Source organism: Pseudomonas sp. NPDC078416 (genome assembly GCF_050268485.1).
Taxonomy (GTDB): Bacteria; Pseudomonadota; Gammaproteobacteria; order Pseudomonadales; family Pseudomonadaceae; genus Aquipseudomonas.
Genome location: NZ_JBNNGV010000013.1, coordinates 1 through 22,132, shown reverse-complemented (window position 1 = coordinate 22,132; position 22,132 = coordinate 1). Strand labels below are relative to the sequence as shown.

Here is a 22,132-nt window from a genome sequence, read left to right as displayed (position 1 = left end):
CTCAAACTCCCGACGACTTTGTAACTGCGCCAAGCCGCTGCAGCGCTTCAACCCCACCCTCCGACTGAACTGTTGCCTCCAATGCCGCTTCTAGTTGCTTATGCATTTTAAGAAACAGGTCATTCCGCTCATATTCATCTTTCGGCGAGGTGCCGCCATGCTTTGTCATCTGTTCCGCGAAGCGCTTGATCTCGTCCTGTGCATCAAGCGGCGGCTTCCGATCAGGTTCGATGGCTGTGAGTAGTCGATGGGTTATGTGTGCCATATATTCGCCCATCATGTGATTCCCAATACCTAGCAACCCTCCCGGCTTGGGGTTTTTGTAGCGTGGGAATATTCGCTCTAGCGTTTTCTTGTCAAGGCTGCTTATGAACAGGTGTTGTAGTTTTCCGCTTTTCTCACTTAACGTTTTATTAATACTCGGCACGAGGTACAGGTTTGACCGCACGGGCAATCGGGTCTTTATGGTGTTGTAGTACGGCGCGCCGAGACCATCCTTATTCCGATATGCAGGGTAGGAAGAGCCACGGCTCTGAATGTGCTGTTCTACACGATAAAACATGGCAAGTTCGCCATGATGGCCGTATGAATCACCGAATTCGATCACATTAGTTGCGAGGGCCTGACCCATCGACCAAGCGAAACCTAACGTCGTGCCTAAAGGACCGTAAAGCCTATAGAGATGGTTATCCAGATCTGCCTCAGGCGGCACGCTGGGTATAGTGTCGGTGTCATTGACGTGACGAAAATGACGAATCTCGCTCAACGCCTTTAACGCGGCCAGGGTGAAGGTGCGCGGCATGCCGTAAGTGTAAAGAAGCGGGTTGTGAGCCCTGAGCGATGCTGCGTGAATCAACCCCAGCGCACCGCCAAGACTATGGCCACAGATGAAAAGCTGCTTACCAATGGTGCTGTAAGGGAGTTCCTTCTCGAACCGGCGACCATAGACGGCCTGCACAGCCTTGAAAGCCTCCTGAAATCCTAAGTGCACCCGACCTTCAAGCGCTATATCTACGCAGGGTATCGATGGCGCACAGCCGGCTTTCACCTCAGGCAGGACAGGACGGAAGGTTAGGTCTGTAGCAAGATCAGGTGCATGGAGGCGGTCAAAGTCGGTGCCGCGCCATGCCACCAGCACTTGAGTGGCGTTTACGACTGAAAAAAGTTGGGTATCACCATGGGGAGGCACTGCCGTCGCGGTGTTCATCTTTACGCAGGAGGCGTATCGGTCATTGAATGAAACGTCGGTGACCAGACAGGGCCAGTTCTTCCCCCCGTCCCAAACCCTGGGAGTTCTCGACAGATCAAGGCACTGCTCGGCAAAAAAATACTCAGGTGACCCGTACAAATTCTCCGCGCGGTTGCTGTACGACAAGATGCTCATCAGTCCCAGGTTGTAGGCATTCGCGAGGCTGTACTTCTGCTCATCATGCAACACCAACGACCATGCACGCAGCGGGCAAACTTCCAACACATGCCGGCAGTTCAGCGCTTCGTATTGCACCGTAAACCCTGAAAACTCAGCGTCCGGAAAATGATAAGCCGGCGGCGGATCCAGCTCTGGCCAGGGCGGATTGAACGCCGGCAGCTCATCACACAACTGTCCTATTCGCAGGTAGTGATAGGCATGCCCCTGCTCAAGTGCCTGTTTTTCCACCGGGGAAAACCCGGGACGCTGCTTTCCGTACAGAGGCTTGCTGTCACTTGCACCTGGCCGCTCGGGCTCCGGGCGCACAGCCCGCAACCGCCGCTGTTGCAGGACTTCAGCCAACGGCGCCGCCGGCATCAGCAGTGTTACGTCGATCGGGTGAAGGTCTTCAAGTCGAATGACACCCTCGGCATCGGTGCTCCCCGAGTACTCAGCAACGCAGCCATCCCGCACTGCCTGATTGGTCGCCCGCCATGGCAGATTAGCCAGCGGCTCGCCGAGTTCGTCCACCAGTTGAAATTCAACCCAATGGGTTTTCTGCGGGCCGATAGCCACAGGCTTGTAGGTGCAAAAGATGTCCGTCTGGTGCTGTCTGTCTTTCATGCCGGGTCCTTCCTGATTGAAGATTTGCTGCGGTGATAAATCGTTGCGGCCGATTGCTTGGCGGCAGGCGTAGTGTCGGTAGCCGTTGCGATGCAGATCGCAAACCATCCGGGCGATGGGGCCTCTGAGCGGTGGTCACTGCTCATCGTGCTTGTCATTGGGGAACTCGATCACCACCTTCCCGGGCAACAGCGTGTGGACCGGAATGGTCTTGCCGTCCTTATCGGTCACGCCGGGGAACCGCTCGCCCTCCTGGGTGGTGATCAGGTAACGGGCGAAGGGGGCGTAACCCTTGATCGGGTCGCTGAGGGTGTAGCCCGCGGCATAGCCCGGGGGTATCGGCGTTGCCGGGGTGGTCAGCGTGGTGGCACCGCCCTTTAGCACGTACGCGGCCCGGTGATGGATGTTCCCTGGCGCGCCCAGCTCGATCTCGCCGCCCTTGATGCGGATGAACGCGCCGCCGCAGCTGAAGACGATTTCTTCGGGTGCACTGATCTCGACACGGCCGGCCAGGCTTTCAATTTTTATCTGGTCATTCGCCAACGCGTGCATCGCCCCACCGTAGGCGTGCAGCTGCACATCCCCATCCACGGCTTTTAGGTCGAGGCCTTTGGTTACAGCGCACAGGCTGATCGCACCCTCGGCGGTGCCGGTGATGTCATGTCCCGCGCTGATGTTGGTCGAGCGTGACGAGGTGATGGCGACGCTGTCACGGCCGGAGGACAGCAAAACAGCCTCGGGACTGACCACGCCAATGCCGGCCGGTGCATGCAGCAGAAGCCCGGGCTCGGTCAGGTTGGTCAGGGCCGTGGTGAGTTGTTCGTGGCCGCTGGTGTCGGCGGCAACGGCCTGGGCACTCCGGGCCGCTTGAGCCATGGACCGGGCCAACGACAACGCGCTTTCAAGCTGCTCGATTGCAGCGTCCATATCGAGCTGCTGACCGTGGGCCCTGGTCTGTTCATCCGCACTGATAAACACACCGCGCCCGGCCCGAATCGCGCCCCAGCCGTCCGTGCGCAACTCAAAGCCTTCGCCGCGTTTATCCTTCTCGTTGTCGACCAGATGCCCGAGGTTCAGCTGGCTCTTGCCGCTGTGTTCGGTGCTGAGTTTGATGTGTTCCTTGCCGCGATCATCTTCCATGCGCAGCTTGTTGTTCGCCGGGGTGCGCAGCACGTTGCGTTTGTAATCGCTGCGCAGCAGCGTCACATGGTCGGGATGGCGACTGTCATGAAGCGCATGGGCGATGTAGGGCCGGTCCGGGTCGCCTTGCTCGAAGGCAATCGCCACTTCGGTGCCGCAGATCAGTGGCAAGTGCAGGCCGTGGGTATCGCCGGCATAGGGACGGGCCAACCTCAACCACAGGCTTTCCTCACCCAGCTCCCAACTGTCGCGGTCAAAAAGAAAGCTGACCTTGTAGCGGCCTTCGCGGTCGATGTGGCTGTAGGGATCGTTGGCCAGCGAGCTGGTGACCCGCGCCGGGACGGTCCCGGCAATTTGCGGTTTCGCCAGCAACGGCGGCCGAAAACACACGCTCTCGGAATAAGGAATCGCCTCAAAGCTCAACTCAAAACTGCGATCCCGCGCCGCACGCAACCGTAGCCTAGTGAGCACCGCCCCCGGCTCAAACGCCTGAGGCGCACCACCGGAAATCGCCAGCACCTGGGCCAATCCCAAAGACGCACTGCTGCTGATGCCACTCAGGCGAGTTTGGTTATTCAGATACCGCTCATGCCGCAACCGGGCATAGAAAAACCCGCTTTCACCCTCTAAATCTTCATCCTGATCCAGCTTGTCGCCGAGCACCTTGTGCGGCTCGGCATAGTGATAAGCCTCGCCGTAAGTCGTGGTATCACCTCGCGTCTGATCGACGTCGCCATCCAGCCAGGCACTCGCATCCCGATGGTGATAAGCCCTAAAGTGAACGCTCTGCTCCACCACCTCATGACTGACCTGCAGCCCCCAAACCCCGTCCGCGCCACTGCTGCCCAACCCGGACTGCGGCCGAAGCGGCAAGCTCACACGCGGGCGAAGGTAATGCCGCTGATCATCGTGAAATTCAATGACCTCAATACCCAATCGCTCGTTGTTGCTAAAGCGGTACCAGATCCCCACCTCGGCCAATAAGCGCGACATAAACGCCAGATCGCTCTCGCCGTACTGCATCACCTGCTCGCGCGTCGGGTACTCCCGCACCAACGAAAACAGAAAGTCCTGCCCCTGGAAGTCATGGCGCGTACGCAGAATGCTCTCGACAATCTGCGGCACCGACTGATGCTGATAAATCCGGAACTGCCGTCCACGACCCAGCAACGCCAGGCGCGGTTCCAGCGTCACTTCATAGCGCGCCTCGTCAGCGGAACCGGACAGCCGCTTGAAGCCGGTGATGACCCCATGCAACGTGCGCAGCGGTTTAACCGAAGGCACCGGCAAGCCAGGAATAGCCATCGGCAACGTGTGGGCCGCCGCATGCAGACTGAACTGCGCATCCTGCCCGAGCATCCGCTCGGCGCCGATGTCCCGATCAACCGAGGTAAATTCCACGCGGTAATGAAAAGGCTGACTCAGCCGTTCCTCACCCTCAAAGGCCAGCACATCCAGCGCCACCGGCAGGTTATGAACGGTAAGCTTGTGACGGCTGTGGTCGAAAAACACCCCGATGGAATCGTTCATCATTCGCCCTCCACCGAAGCCTGGGACTCGACAAACTCAAGGGTGATGCCGTCCTCCTCGCAGTGCCCAAGCACCACGCCCCGCGTTACCAATCGCGCCGCCTGGCGCTGTAAAAGCTGTTGACTCAGCACCGGCAAAATCTGCTGGTTGAGCAGGCTGTCGATGTTCCGCGCGCCGCTGTCGGGCAGCAGGCACGCGTCCACCAGCGCGTCATGCACGCGCTCGTCGATCCGGCAGTCCAGGCCGTAATGCCGGCGCAACCGCTCCGCCACTTTGCCCAGCTTGAGTGCGACGATGCGCTTGAGCGCAGGCGCCTGCAGCGGCCGGTAAACCAGCGTCTGAAACCTCGCCAGCAGCGCCGGCTGGAAGTGCTCGCGCAGCACCGGCCGCAGTTGCTCGTGTACGTCTCCGTCGAGCGCGTCGGGGTTCGCCAGCAGGTAGTCCTGCAACAGGTCGCTGCCCAGGTTGGAAGTCATGACGATGACGGTGTTGCGGAAGTCGATTTCGCGCCCTTCGCCGTCCCGCATGAAGCCCCGGTCAAAGACCTGATAAAACAGGTTGAGTACGTCGCGGTGGGCCTTTTCCACTTCGTCCAGCAGCACGACGCTGTAGGGTCGCTGGCGCACCGCTTCGGTGAGCACGCCGCCCTGGCCGTAGCCGACGTAACCCGGCGGCGCGCCTTTCAGCTGGCTGACGGTGTGGGCTTCCTGGTACTCGGAGAGGTTCAGAGTGATCAGCGATTTCTCGCCGCCAAACAGGGTGTCAGCCAGCGCAAGGGCGGTTTCGGTTTTGCCGATGCCGCTGCTGCCGACCAGCAGGAACACGCCCAGCGGCGCGTCTTCTTCGGCCAGGCCGGTTTTCGCGGCGCGCAGGCGCTGGGCCATTGCCGTCAACGCGCGGTCCTGACCGATGACGCGAGTCGCCAACGACTGCTCCAGAGCCAGCAGGCTGGCCTGTTCATCTTTCAGCAGGCTACTCAGAGGCACGCCGGTCCAGTCGGCAATGACCTGGGCGACGCTGCGATCGTCGACGTCCAGCGACAGCAGCGGCACATCGCCCTGGACCGCCTTGAGCTGGAGTTGCAGAGCCGCGCAGGTGCCGGAATCGAACACCTCGGCATGACGAGCAGCGAGCAACGTCTGCGCGAGATCGAGTTCGTTGGCGTGCTGGTCCTGCAGTCGCCCCAACTCATCGCTCAGGGATAACAGTTGCTTGGCGATGACCGCCAGACGCTCATCGGCGTTGCGTCCGTTGACGCGCTGATCGTCTTGTAGCGCCTGGCGTTCCTGCTCCAGCGCGGACTGCCGGGCCTTGCTCGCGATCAGTGCCTGGGGTTCGCAATCCAGGCTCATGCGCACCCGGGCGCTGGCGGTGTCCAGCAGGTCGACGGCTTTGTCCGGCAACTGGCGGCCGGGCAGATAGCGCCGCGACAGCACCACCGCCGCCTGTATCGCCGCGTCCTTGATGTGCACGCCGTGGTGGCTGGCGTAGCGGGCCTTCAACCCGCGCAGCATGATCATCGCCGTGGCGTCATCCGGCTCGTCGACCTTGACCGTCTGGAAGCGCCGCTCCAGGGCCGGGTCACGTTCGAAATACTGCTTGTATTCGCCCCAGGTGGTTGCGGCGATGGTGCGCAGTTCGCCACGGGCCAGGGCGGGCTTGAGCAGATTGGCGGCATCGGCGCCTCCGGCCTGATTGCCCGCGCCGATCAGCGTGTGGGCTTCGTCGATGAACAGCAGCACCGGATTTTCGGCACGCTGAACGGCCTCGATGACGTCTTTGAGGCGTTGCTCAAACTCGCCTTTCACTCCCGCGCCGGCTTGCAACAGCCCTAGATCCAGCGTGCGCACGCTGACCGGTTTCAGGCTCGCGGGCACGTTGCCTTCGACGATGCGCAGGGCCAGCCCTTCGACCAGCGCGGTTTTGCCGACGCCGGGTTCGCCCACCAGAATCGGGTTGTTCTTGCGACGACGGCTCAAGATGTCGATGACCTGACGAATCTCGTCGTCACGGCCCAGTACGGGGTCGATCTCGCCCTTGCGCGCTTTCTCGGTGATGTCCTGGGTAAACCTCGCCAGCACCGGGCTTTCCGCCGCTGAATCCGCGGAAGACATCGCCACCGCAGCACGAACCGGCGCAAAATCCAGCCCCGGCCCCGGTACCGAACCCGCGCGCTCATCGGAATGCTGGTCAAGAAACGGCAGCAAGTGACGCAGCTGCACCTCGCTCAGGCTGAGCAACGGCCAGGCCTCTACGCATGCGAGGAGGTCGGGAGACTCGATCAGCGCCGCCAGGACGTGGGCCGAGCGCAGTTGCTCGTTGTCCTCGTCCAGCGAGGCGTGCACCCAGGCGTTCTTGATCAGCCGCTGCAATTTGTCGCACAGCTGCGGCTTGGCCTGGACACTGCGCGGCAGGCGGTCGAGGTGGTCGAGCAAGCCGGTCCACAGCGCTTCGATGTCCCACTCGTAACGCCGGCCGATCAGCACCAGATCGCCGTCGCCCTGCCCCAGCAGTTTCAGCAGCCAGTGTTCGATGGTGATGTGGCCGTGGCCGCGGCTCTGGCACAGCGTTGCCGCCGCGCTGAGGGCCTGGGCGCAGAAAGGGTTGAGGCGGCGAAGCAAACGGGAGGAGCTCTGTGCCATGGGTCATCGTCCTTGAACGGAAGGAGTAAGGAGCGGCGACGGGACCGTTGAGCGGTCGACGCCTCGCTGTGCTGTCTGGGGAAACGTGCCGTGTCGATGTGCTTGGCGCAGCGCCCGCGAACGGACGCTCAACCCAACACACCGCAGCCGGCAGACAGGCGTGCAACAGCTGCCTGTCTGCCGGCCTTGCAGCGTCAGGCGGTCTGGCGTTCGTTCCACGAGTCGGAGTGGATGATGTTGCCGTCCTTGTAGGTCCAGGTGACCTTCTCGTAGCGCAGCTCGACCATCTCCAGGTGGTTGTGCTTCTCCTTGGCCGGGTCCTTGACGTCGTGCATTTTCGGCGCGACGCGGACGACCTTGACGTTCTCCAGCAGGGTGTTGAAGTACTCGACTTCCTGGCCCGCGTCGTCGATGCGGTACCACTTGAACTCGGCGCTTTTCAGGGTCTGGCCGGTGCCGACCGCCTTGTACAGGTACGGGCTGCTGGCATCGATTTCCTTGGTGAACAGGAACGGCGTGTGGACGCGAGCGCCGGTCAATTTGCCGGTGTTGTTGTCGGTGGGGATGTACACGCTGTGGTCCTGGGCGACCACTTCGACGCTGCCTTCCCGGGACTGCACATTGACCGAGCCTTTGATGTCAGCGCCGCCGTCATCTTTGAGCCAGAGGTAAACGGGAATTGCCATGTGAAACTCCTTGCTTGGGTTATCGAGTGCCGCGAAATGCGACGGGGGTAGCCGGTCCGGCCCCGGCAGAAAGCGACCCGCAGGCCCCCTCTTCCGGCACCAGACGGATGTCGACGCGGCGGTTGGCCCTGCGTCCGTGTTCGGTGTCATTGCTGGCAATCGGCTGACTGGCGCCGAAGCCCTGCACGGCAAAGCAACTGCCGGGAATGCCGCCCATGCGTTGCATCCAGTCGCGTACCGAGGCGGCGCGGTCGCGGGACAGGCGCAGGTTCTGCTCCTCGCTGCCGGTGGCGTCGGTATGCCCGGTGACGACGATCAACCAGCCGGGTCTGGCCTTGATGCCGACCAGGGCGTTGATCAGCACCTGGGTCGAGTCCGCCTTGAGTTCGGCGCTGCCGATGTTGAACAGCGACAGCGTGTCCAGCCGCACCGGCCCGGGCACCTGCACCGTCTCGATGGGTGCCCGGTAACGGCCGATGGCGTGCCAGACGCTGATACGCAGCTGTTCGGCGCGGTACAGGCCCAGGCCAAGCGACCGAGGCTCGCCGTAGCGGTAGTAGTCATCCAGACGCCGCGCGTCATCGTGCAGGACGTTGAACGCCGCTTCGCGCAGGGCCACGGCCTGCTGATCCTCGCGGGCGGTTTCGTTGATCGATGCGTAGCGGCGCAGGTCGTCACCCACCTGACGGATCAACAAAGTGTTCTGCCGGGCCGAGCTCGACATGGCGACGACGCCAGCGAAGACCGTCAGCCATACACCGATGACACTGGCGCGCCTCGCCGCGGTGTTGCCGGTGTGTCGGGGCAGCAATTCCAGCAAAGGGTCCGGCGCGGGCAAAACACCGCCCGTGTCAATGGTCAACGGGGTCGGCACCAGCGCAGTTTTTGCCTGTATCCAGTGCTGCCAGACGCTGCCAGGCATCGGGTCAGGCAGACGCGCCACTTGGCAGATTGCATAGGCCACTGGCGACGGCGCGCGATGCCGGCCTTTGCGTGCGAAGTGCGGCGCGACGTACTGAACAAGCCATGCGGCGTGGGTGTTCATCTGCACGGCGAGTTGCATGCGTTCGGTGAGGACGGCGGCGTCTTGTCTTTGCCAATCCTCGACGCTGACGCAGGTGCCGTTGTCCCGGACCCACGCGGAGGGGCCGCCATTTTCCCAACTGAACCAGACGGCTTCGGTGCCCGAACTTTCCTCTTCCCGGCTCAAGCCCGTCCCACGAACATCGTGCGGCCCTGGTGAGGTGTGTTGATAGCTCACCACCCACAACGGCAACGTCTGCGCACGCCTGCGGATCACCGACAGCTGATGAGTCAGCGCTCGAAGCTGGCCGGCCAGCACCGCGCTGTCCGCGTGTTGGGCTGGATTGGTGACGAATATGACGCTGAGCTGCCCACGCCATTGCGGACGGACCGCCAGCAGCGCAGTGGCTATACCGGGCAACCGCTCGACGCTCGGCACCCAGACGTAACACCCGCTAGCCGTCTTCCGTACGACGGTTTGCCCGGCGATATCGGCCTCGGCATCAACAGCGAAAAGCGCCGCCGCCCCCTCACCGCACACCAGCACCACAGGCTGCCGGTATTCACTGCCCGGCAAGGTCCGAAACGCTTCCAGCCGCAGCGAATCACCGAGACGGGAAGAACGTCGACCCGCCAGCAGCCAGCCCCCGACCACCAGTCCCAGGGCGCCCGCCGCCGCCAGGGCTTGAAGGACCGGGCTCAGCGGCAACACGCTGATCACCATCAGCGCCAGGCATCCGGACCACAGGGCAAGTGCACGCATCAACTTGAGTGTCATGGGCGCGTCACACCCGCTCGGTCACAAGGGAGGCGACCAGCGCCGCCAGATGCGAATCCAGCAACCACCAGATGCCCGCCAGCAGCAAACCGGCCGCCAGCAGGTGCAGCAGCGGCGCGCGCAGCCAGGCCGGCAACGGCTTGCGGCCCCGTGCGTCGATCCACGTGGGCAACGCCTGATCCAGGGTCACTGGCGCCACTCGGGCGGTCAACTCGGCCATCAACTGTTGCCGCTCGGGGTGGTCTGGCTCCTTGTAGCGACCGAGAAAGCCCAGCATCAGGACGCGGTGGTACACCCTCAGCACGCTCGGGTCCGCCGACGGCTCGTGCAGCACTTCACGCATTTCTTCGTACAGAAACTGCCCCGCCTGATGACGTCCGAAGTAATGCGCCTGCAGCGGTTCATGGGTCCATCTGGCGCGGGCACTGGCATCCGCGTGGACCAGCACGGTTTCATCCAGCAGCGCACAGTGGGCGTGGCTGATGAAGTCGACACTGCGCTGGCTGACACCGGCTTGTTTGAGGGCATCGCGGACCTCCACCACGTACCGGGTGCACAGGTTCCACAATGCATCGCTGTCCGGGGCGGACGCGCCATGGCGCAACTCGACCACCAGCAGGTAACTGTCCTGCAGCAGTTGATCGACATTGACGGGCTGGGTAGCCGCCTGGCTCTTCATCGGCCGGCTCATGAGCGCAGTACCGCAAACAGCTCAAGCTTCACGTCCGGCAGCGTCGCTGGCACGTAGAACGCGCAGACCCCTTCGGCGAGCACGGCCTGACCGCTCGAATGGGCAAAGTCGAGGGCGAAATACTGGTTTTCGAGACGCAGCGGAATCGCCGCCGGCACGTGACTGAGGGGCTGCAGCGGAACGCCGTCGAGGGCTGCATTGATCAACCGATCGACGTCGTCCGGCGTGCCGACCTTGCACAGCCGCGGGAACTGCGCCTGCAGTTGCGCCGGGGCCTCGCGGCAGCGCACCGACAGGTAAAAGTCAGCGGCGTCGGCCTCACGCAGGCGCGGGTCGTTGAACGTCACTTGCCAGCGACCAGGGAGCACCCGCTCCAGCTCCAGAGCGATCACCCGCGACGGCAGACTGGCTTCCAGCAGCGTCGAAATTATCTGCATCAAGGGCGCAAACACCGTTTCCAGCGCTTCGTGACGGTAGACCGGAATAGCGTCAACGTCATGTTCGAGGGAGAACGTCAGCAGCGCCCCCGCCAGCTTCACCAGTTCCAGATAGACCTGCTCGGGATGGCGCGCCGGGCTGGCCTTGAAATCGGCGAGCACGGGCTGGTAGGTATTGAGCGCGTTGAGCAGCCAGAACAGCGAGACGTCGGCGACCGCGAAGTCGGCCATGCGCTGATTGCTTTCACGGCGCATGCCCATCAAGCGTTGACGCTTGGACGCCAGTTGGGTGAGCAGATTGTCCAGTTGGACCTGCAAACCTGCATGCCCGGCAAAGCTCAACAGCGGCGGGACAAACGCCTCGTCCAGGCACGCGCGGCCCTGGCCGTCACGCACCAGCCGGGCGACCGGACAGGTCAGGTAATTCGCGTTGTCATCGCTGGCCAGACGCAGGCTGAGCATGTGCTCAAGCACACCGATGGACTGTTGATCGTCGCCGTACAGATCCTGCACCTGCCGCCAATCCTGGCGGTAACGCACCGGCCGGTCAGCGCGAGCGTCTTCGAACAGACAATTGCCACCGTTGGCCTGCTCCAGCGGCAGGCACAACAGCACCGTCGCGCCCTGCTCCGGGTGGAGCTGAATCTGTTCGAGGGCCAGCGCGGCGGGCAGTCGATCAACGCTGTCGGTGTCGATCAAGGTGCCATCCGGCAATCGCACGCGCAGCGCGGACGCCTTGAGCTTGCCCAGCCGTAGCGCCTCACCGTCGAAGGTCGCTGTCTGCACGCCCCAGGGATGAATCCGCGACAAATGGGCGATGCATTCGTTGGTCCAGGCTTCCCAGCGCGCTTGCTGCTGGAATTGCTGCTGGGACAGTAGCGCCCCGGCAGCCCAGAGAGGTCGGTCGATTTTCATGTTGTGCTCACCTATGGCCGACGTCAGGTTTTGGCTTTGGGCATCTGGGAAACCAGCGAGAGATTCACGTCCATGCCTTCCACCTGGAAATGCGGCACGGCGTACAACTTCACGCGGAAGAAGCCGGGGTTATCGTCGATGTCCTCGACCGTTACCCGGGCGTCGCGCAGCGGATGCGAGGCCTGCAAGTCATCCCCCGGATCGGTCATTTCGGTGACCAGCCCGCTGATCCACTTATTCAGTTCCAGTTCCAGCAGACGCCGGTCTTTGGTGGTGCCGATGTTTTCCCGCTGAATCAATTTCAGATAATGGGCAATGCGCGACAGCAGAAAGATATAAGGCAGGCGCGAGTTGATCCGACTGTTGGCCGTGGCATCGGCGGTGTCATACAGCGCGGGCTTTTGTGTCGAATTGGCGGAGAAGAAACAGGCGTAATCGCGGTTCTTGTAATACGAAAGCGGGATAAACCCCAGGTTGGCGAATTCAAACTCCCGGGTTTCCGGAATCATCACTTCCGACGGGATCTTCACCTGACTGCCGGTGCCGAGGTCATATAAATGAATGGGCAGATCCGTCACGGCACCACCGGACTGTGGCCCGCGAATCTGCACACACCAGCCATTTGCAACAAAACTCTTCACCATATTGGCAGCGAAGGCAAAAGAAGCATTGGTCCACAGGTATTTACTGTGATCGGTGCCCTTGACACTTTCCACGTAATTGAAGCTGCGCACCGGAATGGTGTCCGGCCCATAGGGCAACCGTCCCAGCACGCGCGGCATGGTCAAACCGATATAGCGGGAATCGTCAGTGTCGCGGAATGACTTCCATTTGATGTATTCCGCACGATCAAAGTAATTACCGATGTCTTTGATGGCGGCCACTTCTTCCATGGTTTCCTTGCCGAAGAATGCAGGCCCCACCGAACCAATGAACGGCATATGCGCCGCTGCGGCGACTTTGGATATGTTGCGAAGCAGCGCGATATCCTGGGGGCTGCGATTAAATTCGTAACTGGAAACAGCCGCGGCAATGGGTTCACCGCCGGGGGTGTCGTATTCCTGGGTATAGGTGTGCATGTACAGACCGCTCTGGGCGATCTCGGGGGCGTCTTCGAAATCCTGGACCAGATGGTCCTTGCTGATGTCCAGCAACTCGATGCGCACGTTCTGCCGGAAGTCCGTCTGATCGATCAGCGATTTAACGCCGCGCCATGTCGACTCGACCCGCTGGAAGTCCGGATGGTGCATGACGGCGTCGAGCTGGCGGCTGATCTGCGCGTCCAGCGAGGCGATGTGCTCGTCCAGCAGGGTCTTGTCGAGGCGCTGGACCTTGCGCGACGAGGCCTTGAGCAGGTTGAGGAACACGCTGACCGCGGCGGTCACGCGCTCATCGGCGGAGATCTCCGACAGCGCTTCGTTGTTCTGAAACGCTTCGATGTCGCCCAGGGACGAAACCGGACTGAGGTTGATTTTTGAAAACAGCGTGTTATAGACGCCGGTGCTTTCTTCGGACAAAACGGTGCCACCGCCTGATACTGCGGAAGAGTGTTTCGAGGACATGTTTGATACCTGCTATCAGAGACCCGGGTAATTAATGCTCTGGGGGTGCCGCGAGCATTGCCAGTTCGGCGCGTAACTCGTCACTGAGCGTTTCGTCCTTGACGATGCGTTCAAGCTCGTGACGGAAGGTTGCGTTGTCCAACAGGTTTGATTTGAGATCGCGCAGCAAATTGCGGGTTGCCAACAGCGCGCGCAATGACGGTATTTGTCTGGCCACGTGTTCTGGTTCGAAGTCTTTCATCTTGTCGAAATTCAAATCCACTGAAGCCTCCGAACCGTCGTCGGCGAATGTGTTTTCAACGGTGAGTTTCAATGCAGGGGAAAATTCTGCCAGCACACTGTCGAAATTATTTTTATTGATATTGATCTTGGTACGTTCGGACAAGGGCCGATCTTCCCGGCCATTGCTGTAATCCCCGAGCACCATCAATTTCAGCGGCAATTCGACTTTTTTCTGCGCACCGCCGGTGTGCAAATCGAGTTTTATATTGACCCGGGCTTTGGGCACTTCATTTTGAAAGCTGTTTGAAGCCATAACTCCTCCGTCGAAAATGCCACACGTCACAAAGGGGAATATCGAGATCGCAGGGCCTTTTTATCAGCCGAACGTCCGCGACCCAAGCGGTCAAGTTTTAACAAGTGTGAGCAAAGAATGGGCTGATGAAGTTTTCATCGAATTCAGGAAGCGGCAAGGCTAATCCCCTACGAATAAAAACTCTACCCACAAAGACAGGTCGAGAGCTGTCCTACGGAAGTCTAGAAACTTTCCTACAAAGTAATCCCAGACAGTGGAACAGCGGGAGAATTAAAAAGCCTGCGCAATGCAGCGGTGGCGGATTTTACAGTACAGATATAAAAAAACCGCAGGCGGTTGAACAGCATCAGCTGTGCACCACGCCTGCGGCTATGTCGAGCAAATGAATCAGAAGATGTAGTCGGTGGTCAGGAACGTCGACTCACGGTTATGAATGATGTCGCTGATCAGCGCCTTGTTGCTCTCCTGGAACTTGGTCGCCACCAGCGTGCGGATCGAGAACACGCGCAGTGCGTCGTGCACCGACAGGGTACCCTCGGCCGAATTCTTGCGACCGTTGAACGGGAAGCTGTCAGGGCCACGCTGGCATTGGGCGTTGATGTTGATCCGGCCCACCTGATTGGCGAACGCATCGACCAGACGCCCGACCTGCTTGGAGTCGTTGCCGAAGATGCTCAACTGCTGGCCGAAATCCGAATCCAGCACGTACTCGATTACGGTTTCAAGATCGCGGTACGCGACCACCGGCACCACGGGCCCGAACTGCTCTTCGTGGTAGACGCGCATGTCCGGCGTGACCGGGTACAGCACCGCCGGGTAGAAGAATTGCCCGTGGGTCGTGCCGCCACCTTCGTTGACCACTTTGGCGCCCTTGCTCACGGCGTCGTCCACCAGCCCTTGCAGGTAGTCGGTCTTGCCGGGTTCAGGCAGCGGCGTCAGTGAGACGCCCGGCTCCCACGGCATGCCGGGCTTGAGCTGGGCGAGTTTTTCCTCGAACTTCTCGAGAAAACTGCCGACCACGTTTTCGTGCACGAAGAGGATCTTCAACGCGGTGCAACGCTGGCCGTTGAACGACAGAGAACCGGTAATGGCTTCCGTCACCGCGTTGTCCAGGTTCACATCCGGCAGCACGATCCCCGGGTTCTTCGCGTCCAGGCCCAGCGCAGCGCGCAGACGGTGTGGTTTGGGATGGAGCTTTTTCAAGGCGCTGGCGGCCTTGTTGGTGCCGATGAAGGCAAACACGTCGATCTTGCCACTGGCCATCAGCGCGCTGACGGTCTCGCGGCCGCTGCCGTAGATCACGTTGATGACCCCGGCCGGGAAGCTGTCACGGAACGCTTCGAGCAACGGGCGGATCAGCAGCACGCCGAACTTGGCCGGCTTGAACACCACGGTGTTGCCCATGATCAGGGCCGGAATCAGCGTGGTGAAGGTCTCGTTCAGCGGATAGTTGTAAGGGCCCATGCACAGGGTCACGCCCAACGGGACGCGGCGAATCTGGCCGAGGGTGTCCTGTTCCAGCTCGAAGCGGCTGGAGCGGCGGTCCAGTTCCTTGAGGGCGTTGATGGTGTCGACGATGTAATCGCAAGTGCGGTCAAACTCTTTCTGCGAGTCCTTGAGGTTCTTGCCGATTTCCCACATCAGCAGCGTGACCACAGCGTCGCGCTGCTCTCGCATCAGCTTGAGAAAGGTCTCGACGTGATGAATGCGGTCGGCGACGCGCATCGTAGGCCAGGCGCCCTGGCCCCGGTCGTAGGCGTTGACGGCGGCGTCCAGCGCAGTCATCGCAGTGTCGGCGTCCATCAGCGGCGTGCTGCCCAGCACCACGGACTCAAGGCCCGCATCGGTCTTCAGCGAAACCGGGCTCAACACCGGCGCCAATGGCCCGTGCCACTGGTGCAGTTCGCCATTGACCAGGTAATCGCGCTGCTCGATGGCGGGGCCTGCGCGAAACGGCTCAGGGATCTCGTCGGCGCGCGGGTACAGGTTGTCCAGGCGGTTTTGCAGGGTCATCTCATTTACCTCTTCCAGTCGGTCATCGTGCCAAACAGGCTGGATACACTACGCCACAGCCGCCGCCGAATGAAAAGCGTCGAGACACATGTCACGTCCGGGTGACAGGCATCAGCATCGGCCGCCACGCCAGACCGCCCGCCTACGCCACCGCCGTCTGGTTGCGCCCCGAGGCCTTGGCCCGGAACAGCGCCTTGTCTGCGAGGGCCAGCAGCCCATGCAGGTCCTGATCGAGGTGGTTCAACGCTGCGACGCCCAGGCTCGCGGTCACACCTTCGTCGTGCTGGCAGGTGATGTCGGCGATGGCCGAGCGCAGTCTCTCGGCAATGACCCGGGCCGCCTCGATCGGCGTGTTGGCCAGCAGCAGCGCGAATTCCTCCCCGCCCAGGCGGCCGCTGACATCTGCGTCGCGCACGGATTGACGGATGACAAGGCCGATCTGCCGCAAGACCTCGTCACCCGCCTGATGGCCGTGGCAGTCGTTGATGCGTTTGAAATAGTCGATGTCCAGCATCAGGGCGCAGAGCGGCAGGTGAGCCTGCTTACAGGTCTCGTACACGCCTTCGGCCCGATGGAAGAAGGCACGGCGGTTTTGCAGCCCGGTCAGCTCGTCTGTCTGCGCGGCATGGGCGGCGATGCGATGGGCATGTTCCATTTCGCGACTCAGACGAAAGGCCCGTTCCATGGCCTGGCACAATTTGCGCGTCGCGCTGACCACGAATCCGGCAAAGATAAGCGACGCCACCGCCATCCCCTGTTGCGCGGTGTTGGGCTGCAACAGCAGCCAGATCGAGCACGGCATCAGCACCAGCGCAATCGACACCAGGGTCATCGAGCGGTACGCCGAATAACAGGACACCGCACTCACCGACATGCCCACGGCGAACAACAGCACCAGTGTCTGGATCAGCAGATCCCCGGCCTGCATCAGCGCCAGCGCGCCGCTGCCCCAGATGCCGGCCGACAACACCAGCGTGACCCAGTAAGTGGGTTCCCAGCGTTCGGGGGTCCGGGCGGTTTCAGGCACCCGAAAATAGCTGGTCAACATGATCAGCCGCAGGGTGGTCGAGGCGCCCAGCAGTCCCAGCCACCCCAGAATCAGCGAGTGTTCCAGTCGCTCCCAGCAGATCCACGAGAGCATCGCAGCCGCCAGCGCGCTGCCGAATACAGAGAAAAAACTCTGACGGAAAAGCAACTGCAAACGATCGTTGCGCACTTGGGCCAGTATCAGGGCCTCGCGCGCCGGTTGAGAATCATGGAGGTACATCGAATTCGCCCGACCCTGGCACTGGAAAAGGGTCGATTGTGGCATCGTGCTATGACGCTTAACAACTCGCGCGCCAATTAACTCACACCTAACGAAAAGCAGCCTCGCAGATCGTGGCCGGACACCGCTTCACCCCCTCTGGAACCGGCGTTCCGGGCGAGGGTCATGATGGATGACCCAGCAGCTCGATCAGCCTCAGCGCATTCCCGGTAGCGGCGCCGCTGGCAGTGTTGTCAAAAATACACCACGTCGGCGCGCCGCTTTGCGATTCAGCCTTCAGCTCGGCGGCCAGACGGATCAGACAATCCTCTTCATAGGCGCTGTGATAAATGCGCGGCGCGCCGTGCAGTCGCCGGTAACGTAACCCCGGCCAGCCTGATGGTTGGCTGTCATTGCTCAGCCTCGACGGATCGACCCCGGCCTGGGCGATGCGGCAGTGCGCGAGCATCGGCTCGCCCTGCACCCAGCTTTCATGGCGCGGCTCAATGACCACCTGCCCCGCAAAGCGCTCGCGCAACCGGGTGAAAAACATCTCCGCTATCCGTGGCTCGAACGCCAGCGACGGCGGCAATTGCAGCAACAGGCAGCCCAGCCGCTCGCCCAGTTCACCACATTGCCCGAGGAAGTCGTCCAGCGCCTGATCGCTGTCCTGCAAGCGTTGTTCGTGGGAAATAGACCTGGGGATTTTTACCGAAAAGCGGAAATCCGCCGGCACCGAGTCGGCCCAGCGGGCGTAGGTTTGCGGACGATGGGGGCGGTAGAACGAGCTGTTGATTTCCGCTGTATTGAATTGCCGAGCGTAGCGCTGCAAGTGGGTGCCGTCCTCCGGAAACGCTGGCGCATGCTCGCGGCCCAGGCTCCAGCCGGCACAGCCCACGAAAATTCTGCCAGTGCCGTTCAAAGCAGCATCGTTAAACACAGCACCTCCCCTTCTTCGAGCCTATAGGCTCCTCGATCGCCAATGATCGAGTGACTTCCGGGACGGTGGATGAGTTCGGTCTTTTGCTCAGGCCCGGGATCGACAACCCTAGGCGTTGGAAATCTGGTTGATTCCGATGACCTCGCCGCTCCAGATCATTTCGTAGTGGGCGCTTTGCACGATGGACGTGACGTGCCTCGGGGTCAGCAGTGCCCAGCAGTGATTGCCCGGCGAGCGCACCGAGTGGTAACGCAGCCCGGCAATCCCGGCCTGCTTCGCGGACTTGCCCAGCACATGGGATTGCCCGTAGTGGTCGGGTGCGTAAACGGGATCGGAGAGCGGGATGGCGGTGGCGTCCACGCTGCCCTCTTCGCTGAAGCTGCAACTCAGGCAGCGGAACACGAAGCGCTCGTACTTCAGCGCCGCGACCCGCGACCAATAGAGCTGCTGATGGTGGCGCACCTCGGCGATGGCCGTGTCGACCGTATCGGCCAGATACAGCACGCCGAACTCGCCGCTGCTGAAGCGCGAGCCCGCCGGACTGACATGGGTGAACGGCGCGACGGCGTAGGAACAACCGGGGATGCCGAACGGGATTTCGGCCAGGGGAATCAGCTCGATCCGGCCGATTTCATTCTGCAGGCGCGGGTTGGTCAGCGCCTGGATCCGGTACAGCGTCTCGAACTCGGCGGCATCGGCGACGTCGCTGAACAGCTCGATCGGCGGGAATTTGGAATTGACCAGGCGATAGGCCTGCTGCGTCTCACCGGCAAGCGCGGGGAGCGTGTCCGCCGTCACCATTGGGCGCCCCGGAGGGTGTCGATGCGGCGGAAGGTTTCGTACAGCGAGATCATGTCGCCCTGGGCCATGACGTCCAGGGGCTTTCTGCCGTTGAAGAATTCGTTGTGGTTTTCCATCGACGGGAAACCGTAGGCATTGTCGGGATTATCAAACAGGGTTCGCAGGGCGGCGTGGATGTTCAGCACGAAGCTGACCCGCTGCATCTGGTCCTGATCCAGTGCCACCGACCACTGCGCGTCGTCCTGGCGGGCGCGGGTGTACGTGCTTCGGGAAATGCGCAGAATCTGACAGGCCTGCTCGCTGGTGGCCTTCCACTTGTCCAGCACCCGCAACGCCGCCCGCAAACCGACCACGCACTCGGATTTGGAAAGTTGCCGCGCTGGAATGGCGGTGGTCATGGGCATACCTCTTGATGGCTGCAGATTAATATCTATGGACGCAACATTAATTCAATTGCGTCCATGGATGCAATGTCAAGTTTCACCAGGAGTGATTGTGGGCGTGCCACGTTCTATTCAGCCCGCTGAAACACACGACCCCAAGAGGTTCGTTCCAGAGCCTCCGAACGTGAAAAAAATGTGAAAATTTACATTAGTCACATCTGGTAATGATTCGCATCTTGATTCAGAATCGCGCTCCCTCCGCGCCTTCAGGAATGTCCATTGTGATCCCTCGCCTCCCCGCCTCCTTTCTTCTGGCCGGTGTCGTCACCGCCATGTCTGCCGCCAATGCAGCAGACGACGTCACGCTGCCGGCGATGCAGATCCAGGACACCTCTACACAGGATGACGGGCAAAGCGTGGGCTATCAGGGCAAGCCGTCTTCGAGCACCACCAAGCTGGGGCTAACCAACAAGCAGACGCCCCAGGCGATCACCACCATCACCCGCGCGCAGATGAACGATTTCAAAATGAACGGGGTCAAGGACGCCCTGCGCTCGGCGCCGTCGGTGACTGTCGAGCAAAGCGAAAGCGATCGCACGGAGTTCACCTCCCGCGGGTTCGACATCGGCAGTTTCGAGTACGACGGCATGGGCATGCCCTTCGCCCAGACGATCATGATCGGTGACCTGGACATGGCCGAGTTCGAGCAGATCGACGTGCTCCACGGCGCCAACGGTTTGATGAGCGGCACGGGCAATCCGTCGGCCACCGTCAACTTCATCCGCAAGCGACCGACCCGGGATTTCCAGGCGCAGATCGACACCAGCGTGGGTTCGTGGGACAGCCGGCGCATTGATGTCGACGTGTCGGGGCCGTTGACTGACAGCGGCAACGTGCGCGGCCGCTTCATCTATGCCCACGACAAGGGCAATTCGTGGATGGACCGTTACAGCCACGAGAAGAACGTCGCCGCCGGCCTGCTGGCGTTCGACCTGTCCGATGCCGACACCCTGACCGTGGGCTTCACCCAACACAACAGCGATTCCAACGGCAGCACCTGGGGCAACCTGCCGCTGGTCGACATCAATAACAACCCGATCCATTACAGCAGCCGCTCGTCCAACGTCGGCCAGCCGTGGACCTACTGGAACATGCACACCCAGCGGGCGTTTGCCGAATGGAAGCATGACTTCGGCAATGGCTGGAACGCCACGGTGACCGGTACAGGTATTACCGAATACCAGGACACCAACATGCTGTACGTCTCGAGTGTCACCGGTGACGACGCGTCGGTGTTCGCCGCTGATACCTCCAGCAAGGCGCACCAGTTGCTGGGCGAAGCAAAAGTCTCCGGGCCGTTCAGCCTGTTCGGCCGCGACCATGAGCTGACCTTCGGCGCCGCCTACGGCCGTACGCACCAGAAAGCCCGGGAATACGACGCTGGCGGGGGCACCTACTTCGACACCTCGTTCGCGGGCATTCTTGCCGGCAATACCCCTTCGCCGCAGTTTGACTACACCAGTGACATCACCAACACGCAGAACTTCGAGGACCGGCAGAAGAGCCTGTTCGCTGGCGCGCGCTTCAGCCTGGCGGACGACCTGCACTGGATCGCCGGTGCGCGCATGCTCAGCGCCGACGGCACGGGCGAGAGTTATGGCACCGATCACTCACAGCGCGAGCACGGCAAAGTCACGCCGTACACTGGCCTGGTCTACGACCTGACCCCGCAGTGGAGCGTGTACACCAGCTGGACGCAGATTTTCAATCCGCAGTACGGCACGGTCGGCGTCGACGGCAAAGTGCTCGCACCGCTGGAAGGCAAGAGCCTGGAAGCCGGCATCAAAGGCAGCGTGATGGATGATCGCCTGAACCTCACCGCCGCCGTGTTCAAGACCAAGCAGAGCAACGTTCAGTCGGCGGACTTCATTGAAGTGGGCTCGCAGTTCCGCTATTTCACTGATGATTACAAAAGTCACGGCATCGAACTGGAAGCGTCCGGCGAAGCCCTGCCTGGCCTTGACCTGCTGGCGGGTTACACCTACGTACACATCGAAAACGACGATGGCGACAAGGCCCGCCGCTATGTGCCGACCCACGCGTTTCGCGGCATGGCCAGCTACCGACTGCCCGGCCTGCCCCAAGCCAGGATCGGCACCCGGGTCAGCTGGCAGAGCGGGATTCAGAACGACAACTACAGCGTCATCCGCCAGAACGCCTACGCGCTGGTCGACCTGATGACCAGCTACGACATCGACAGCAACTGGAGCACGGCGCTGAACTTCAACAACGTCACCGACCGCAAGTACCTGACCTCGCTGTACAGCGGCACGGCCAGCAACTACGGCGCACCGCGCAACCTGACGGCGTCGCTGACCTGGCGCTATTGATCCGGGCCGGTTTCCACGCTGGCCGCATGAACAATAGTGCGGCCAGCACCGGCCCCTGTAGGAGCGCGCTTGCCCGCGAAGGCGTCGGCACATTCAACATCGCTGCCGACCGACACACCGCGAAGGCTTCGGCACATTCAACATCGCTGCCAACTGACACACCGCATTCGCGGGCAAGCGCGCTCCTACACTGATTGCGGTCGAGCGCGAACCTGACGTCTGCCAAGGTATCAGCCAAAGACGCTCTACCATCCGCGCCGTTGCCCCGTGCTGGGCGCATGAGAAATAGCGCGGCCAGCACCGGCCCCTGTAGGAGCGCGCTTGCCCGCGAAGGCGTCGGCACATTCAACATCGCTGCCAGCTGACACACCGCATTCGCGGGCAAGCG

At 61.5% G+C, this 22,132-nt stretch carries 15 protein-coding genes; 1 reads left to right on the top strand and 14 read right to left on the bottom strand.

Features of this window, described 5'->3' with window-relative positions; translation table 11 throughout:
• Position 1: 1 nt before the first annotated feature.
• The 14 genes from ACQKEN_RS13775 to ACQKEN_RS13710 all read right to left on the bottom strand — a co-directional run bounded on the left by ACQKEN_RS13775 (position 2) and on the right by ACQKEN_RS13710 (position 19,369).
• Entirely contained in the window at positions 2 to 2,032 is a 2,031-nt protein-coding gene (locus tag ACQKEN_RS13775; RefSeq protein ID WP_427686203.1) for a lipase family protein, read from the bottom strand.
• A 135-nt stretch (positions 2,033 to 2,167) separates the two neighbouring features.
• Complete coding sequence (locus ACQKEN_RS13770; RefSeq protein ID WP_427686201.1) at positions 2,168 to 4,702, bottom strand: type VI secretion system Vgr family protein; 2,535 nt, start codon at positions 4,700 to 4,702, stop codon at positions 2,168 to 2,170.
• A complete protein-coding gene (gene tssH, locus ACQKEN_RS13765) occupies positions 4,702 to 7,344 on the bottom strand; it encodes a type VI secretion system ATPase TssH (protein ID WP_427686199.1) in 2,643 nt (880 codons plus the stop codon). The genes ACQKEN_RS13770 and tssH overlap by 1 nt, the downstream gene beginning before the upstream one ends.
• Positions 7,345 to 7,538: 194 nt before the next feature.
• Positions 7,539 to 8,030: an Hcp family type VI secretion system effector gene (locus tag ACQKEN_RS13760; RefSeq protein ID WP_065991578.1), complete on the bottom strand. Its 492-nt coding sequence runs from the start codon at positions 8,028 to 8,030 to the stop codon at positions 7,539 to 7,541.
• Positions 8,031 to 8,049: 19 nt separating this feature from the next.
• Positions 8,050 to 9,831: an OmpA family protein gene (locus tag ACQKEN_RS13755; RefSeq protein ID WP_427686197.1), complete on the bottom strand. Its 1,782-nt coding sequence runs from the start codon at positions 9,829 to 9,831 to the stop codon at positions 8,050 to 8,052.
• A 7-nt stretch (positions 9,832 to 9,838) separates the two neighbouring features.
• The gene (gene tssL, locus ACQKEN_RS13750; protein ID WP_427686195.1) at positions 9,839 to 10,510 is read right to left on the bottom strand and encodes a type VI secretion system protein TssL, short form; all 672 of its coding nucleotides are present in this window, start codon (positions 10,508 to 10,510) and stop codon (positions 9,839 to 9,841) included.
• Between the two features lie 8 nt (positions 10,511 to 10,518).
• Positions 10,519 to 11,874, bottom strand: a complete 1,356-nt coding sequence (gene tssK / locus ACQKEN_RS13745; protein ID WP_427686193.1) for a type VI secretion system baseplate subunit TssK — start codon at positions 11,872 to 11,874, stop codon at positions 10,519 to 10,521.
• Positions 11,875 to 11,897: 23 nt separating this feature from the next.
• Positions 11,898 to 13,436: a type VI secretion system contractile sheath large subunit gene (gene tssC / locus ACQKEN_RS13740; protein WP_427686191.1), complete on the bottom strand. Its 1,539-nt coding sequence runs from the start codon at positions 13,434 to 13,436 to the stop codon at positions 11,898 to 11,900.
• A 31-nt stretch (positions 13,437 to 13,467) separates the two neighbouring features.
• Positions 13,468 to 13,971: a type VI secretion system contractile sheath small subunit gene (gene tssB, locus ACQKEN_RS13735; protein WP_427686189.1), complete on the bottom strand. Its 504-nt coding sequence runs from the start codon at positions 13,969 to 13,971 to the stop codon at positions 13,468 to 13,470.
• Positions 13,972 to 14,358: 387 nt separating this feature from the next.
• Positions 14,359 to 15,984, bottom strand: coding sequence for an NADP-dependent glyceraldehyde-3-phosphate dehydrogenase (locus ACQKEN_RS13730; RefSeq protein WP_427686187.1), 1,626 nt, complete (start codon positions 15,982 to 15,984; stop codon positions 14,359 to 14,361).
• A gap of 142 nt (positions 15,985 to 16,126) precedes the next feature.
• Positions 16,127 to 17,251, bottom strand: coding sequence for a diguanylate cyclase (locus tag ACQKEN_RS13725; RefSeq protein WP_427686185.1), 1,125 nt, complete (start codon positions 17,249 to 17,251; stop codon positions 16,127 to 16,129).
• A 163-nt stretch (positions 17,252 to 17,414) separates the two neighbouring features.
• Positions 17,415 to 18,170, bottom strand: coding sequence for a DUF72 domain-containing protein (locus tag ACQKEN_RS13720; protein ID WP_427686183.1), 756 nt, complete (start codon positions 18,168 to 18,170; stop codon positions 17,415 to 17,417).
• 108 nt (positions 18,171 to 18,278) lie between these two features.
• Positions 18,279 to 18,971 (bottom strand): RES family NAD+ phosphorylase, encoded by a 693-nt coding sequence (locus ACQKEN_RS13715; protein ID WP_427686181.1) that lies wholly within the window; start codon positions 18,969 to 18,971, stop codon positions 18,279 to 18,281.
• Positions 18,965 to 19,369 (bottom strand): antitoxin Xre-like helix-turn-helix domain-containing protein, encoded by a 405-nt coding sequence (locus tag ACQKEN_RS13710; protein WP_192175123.1) that lies wholly within the window; start codon positions 19,367 to 19,369, stop codon positions 18,965 to 18,967. The genes ACQKEN_RS13715 and ACQKEN_RS13710 overlap by 7 nt, the downstream gene beginning before the upstream one ends.
• A gap of 317 nt (positions 19,370 to 19,686) precedes the next feature.
• Between ACQKEN_RS13710 and ACQKEN_RS13705 the strand changes: the two genes are divergently transcribed.
• On the top strand, positions 19,687 to 21,744 hold the full coding sequence (locus ACQKEN_RS13705) for a TonB-dependent siderophore receptor (RefSeq protein WP_427686343.1): 2,058 nt from the start codon (positions 19,687 to 19,689) through the stop codon (positions 21,742 to 21,744).
• Positions 21,745 to 22,132 lie beyond the last annotated feature (388 nt).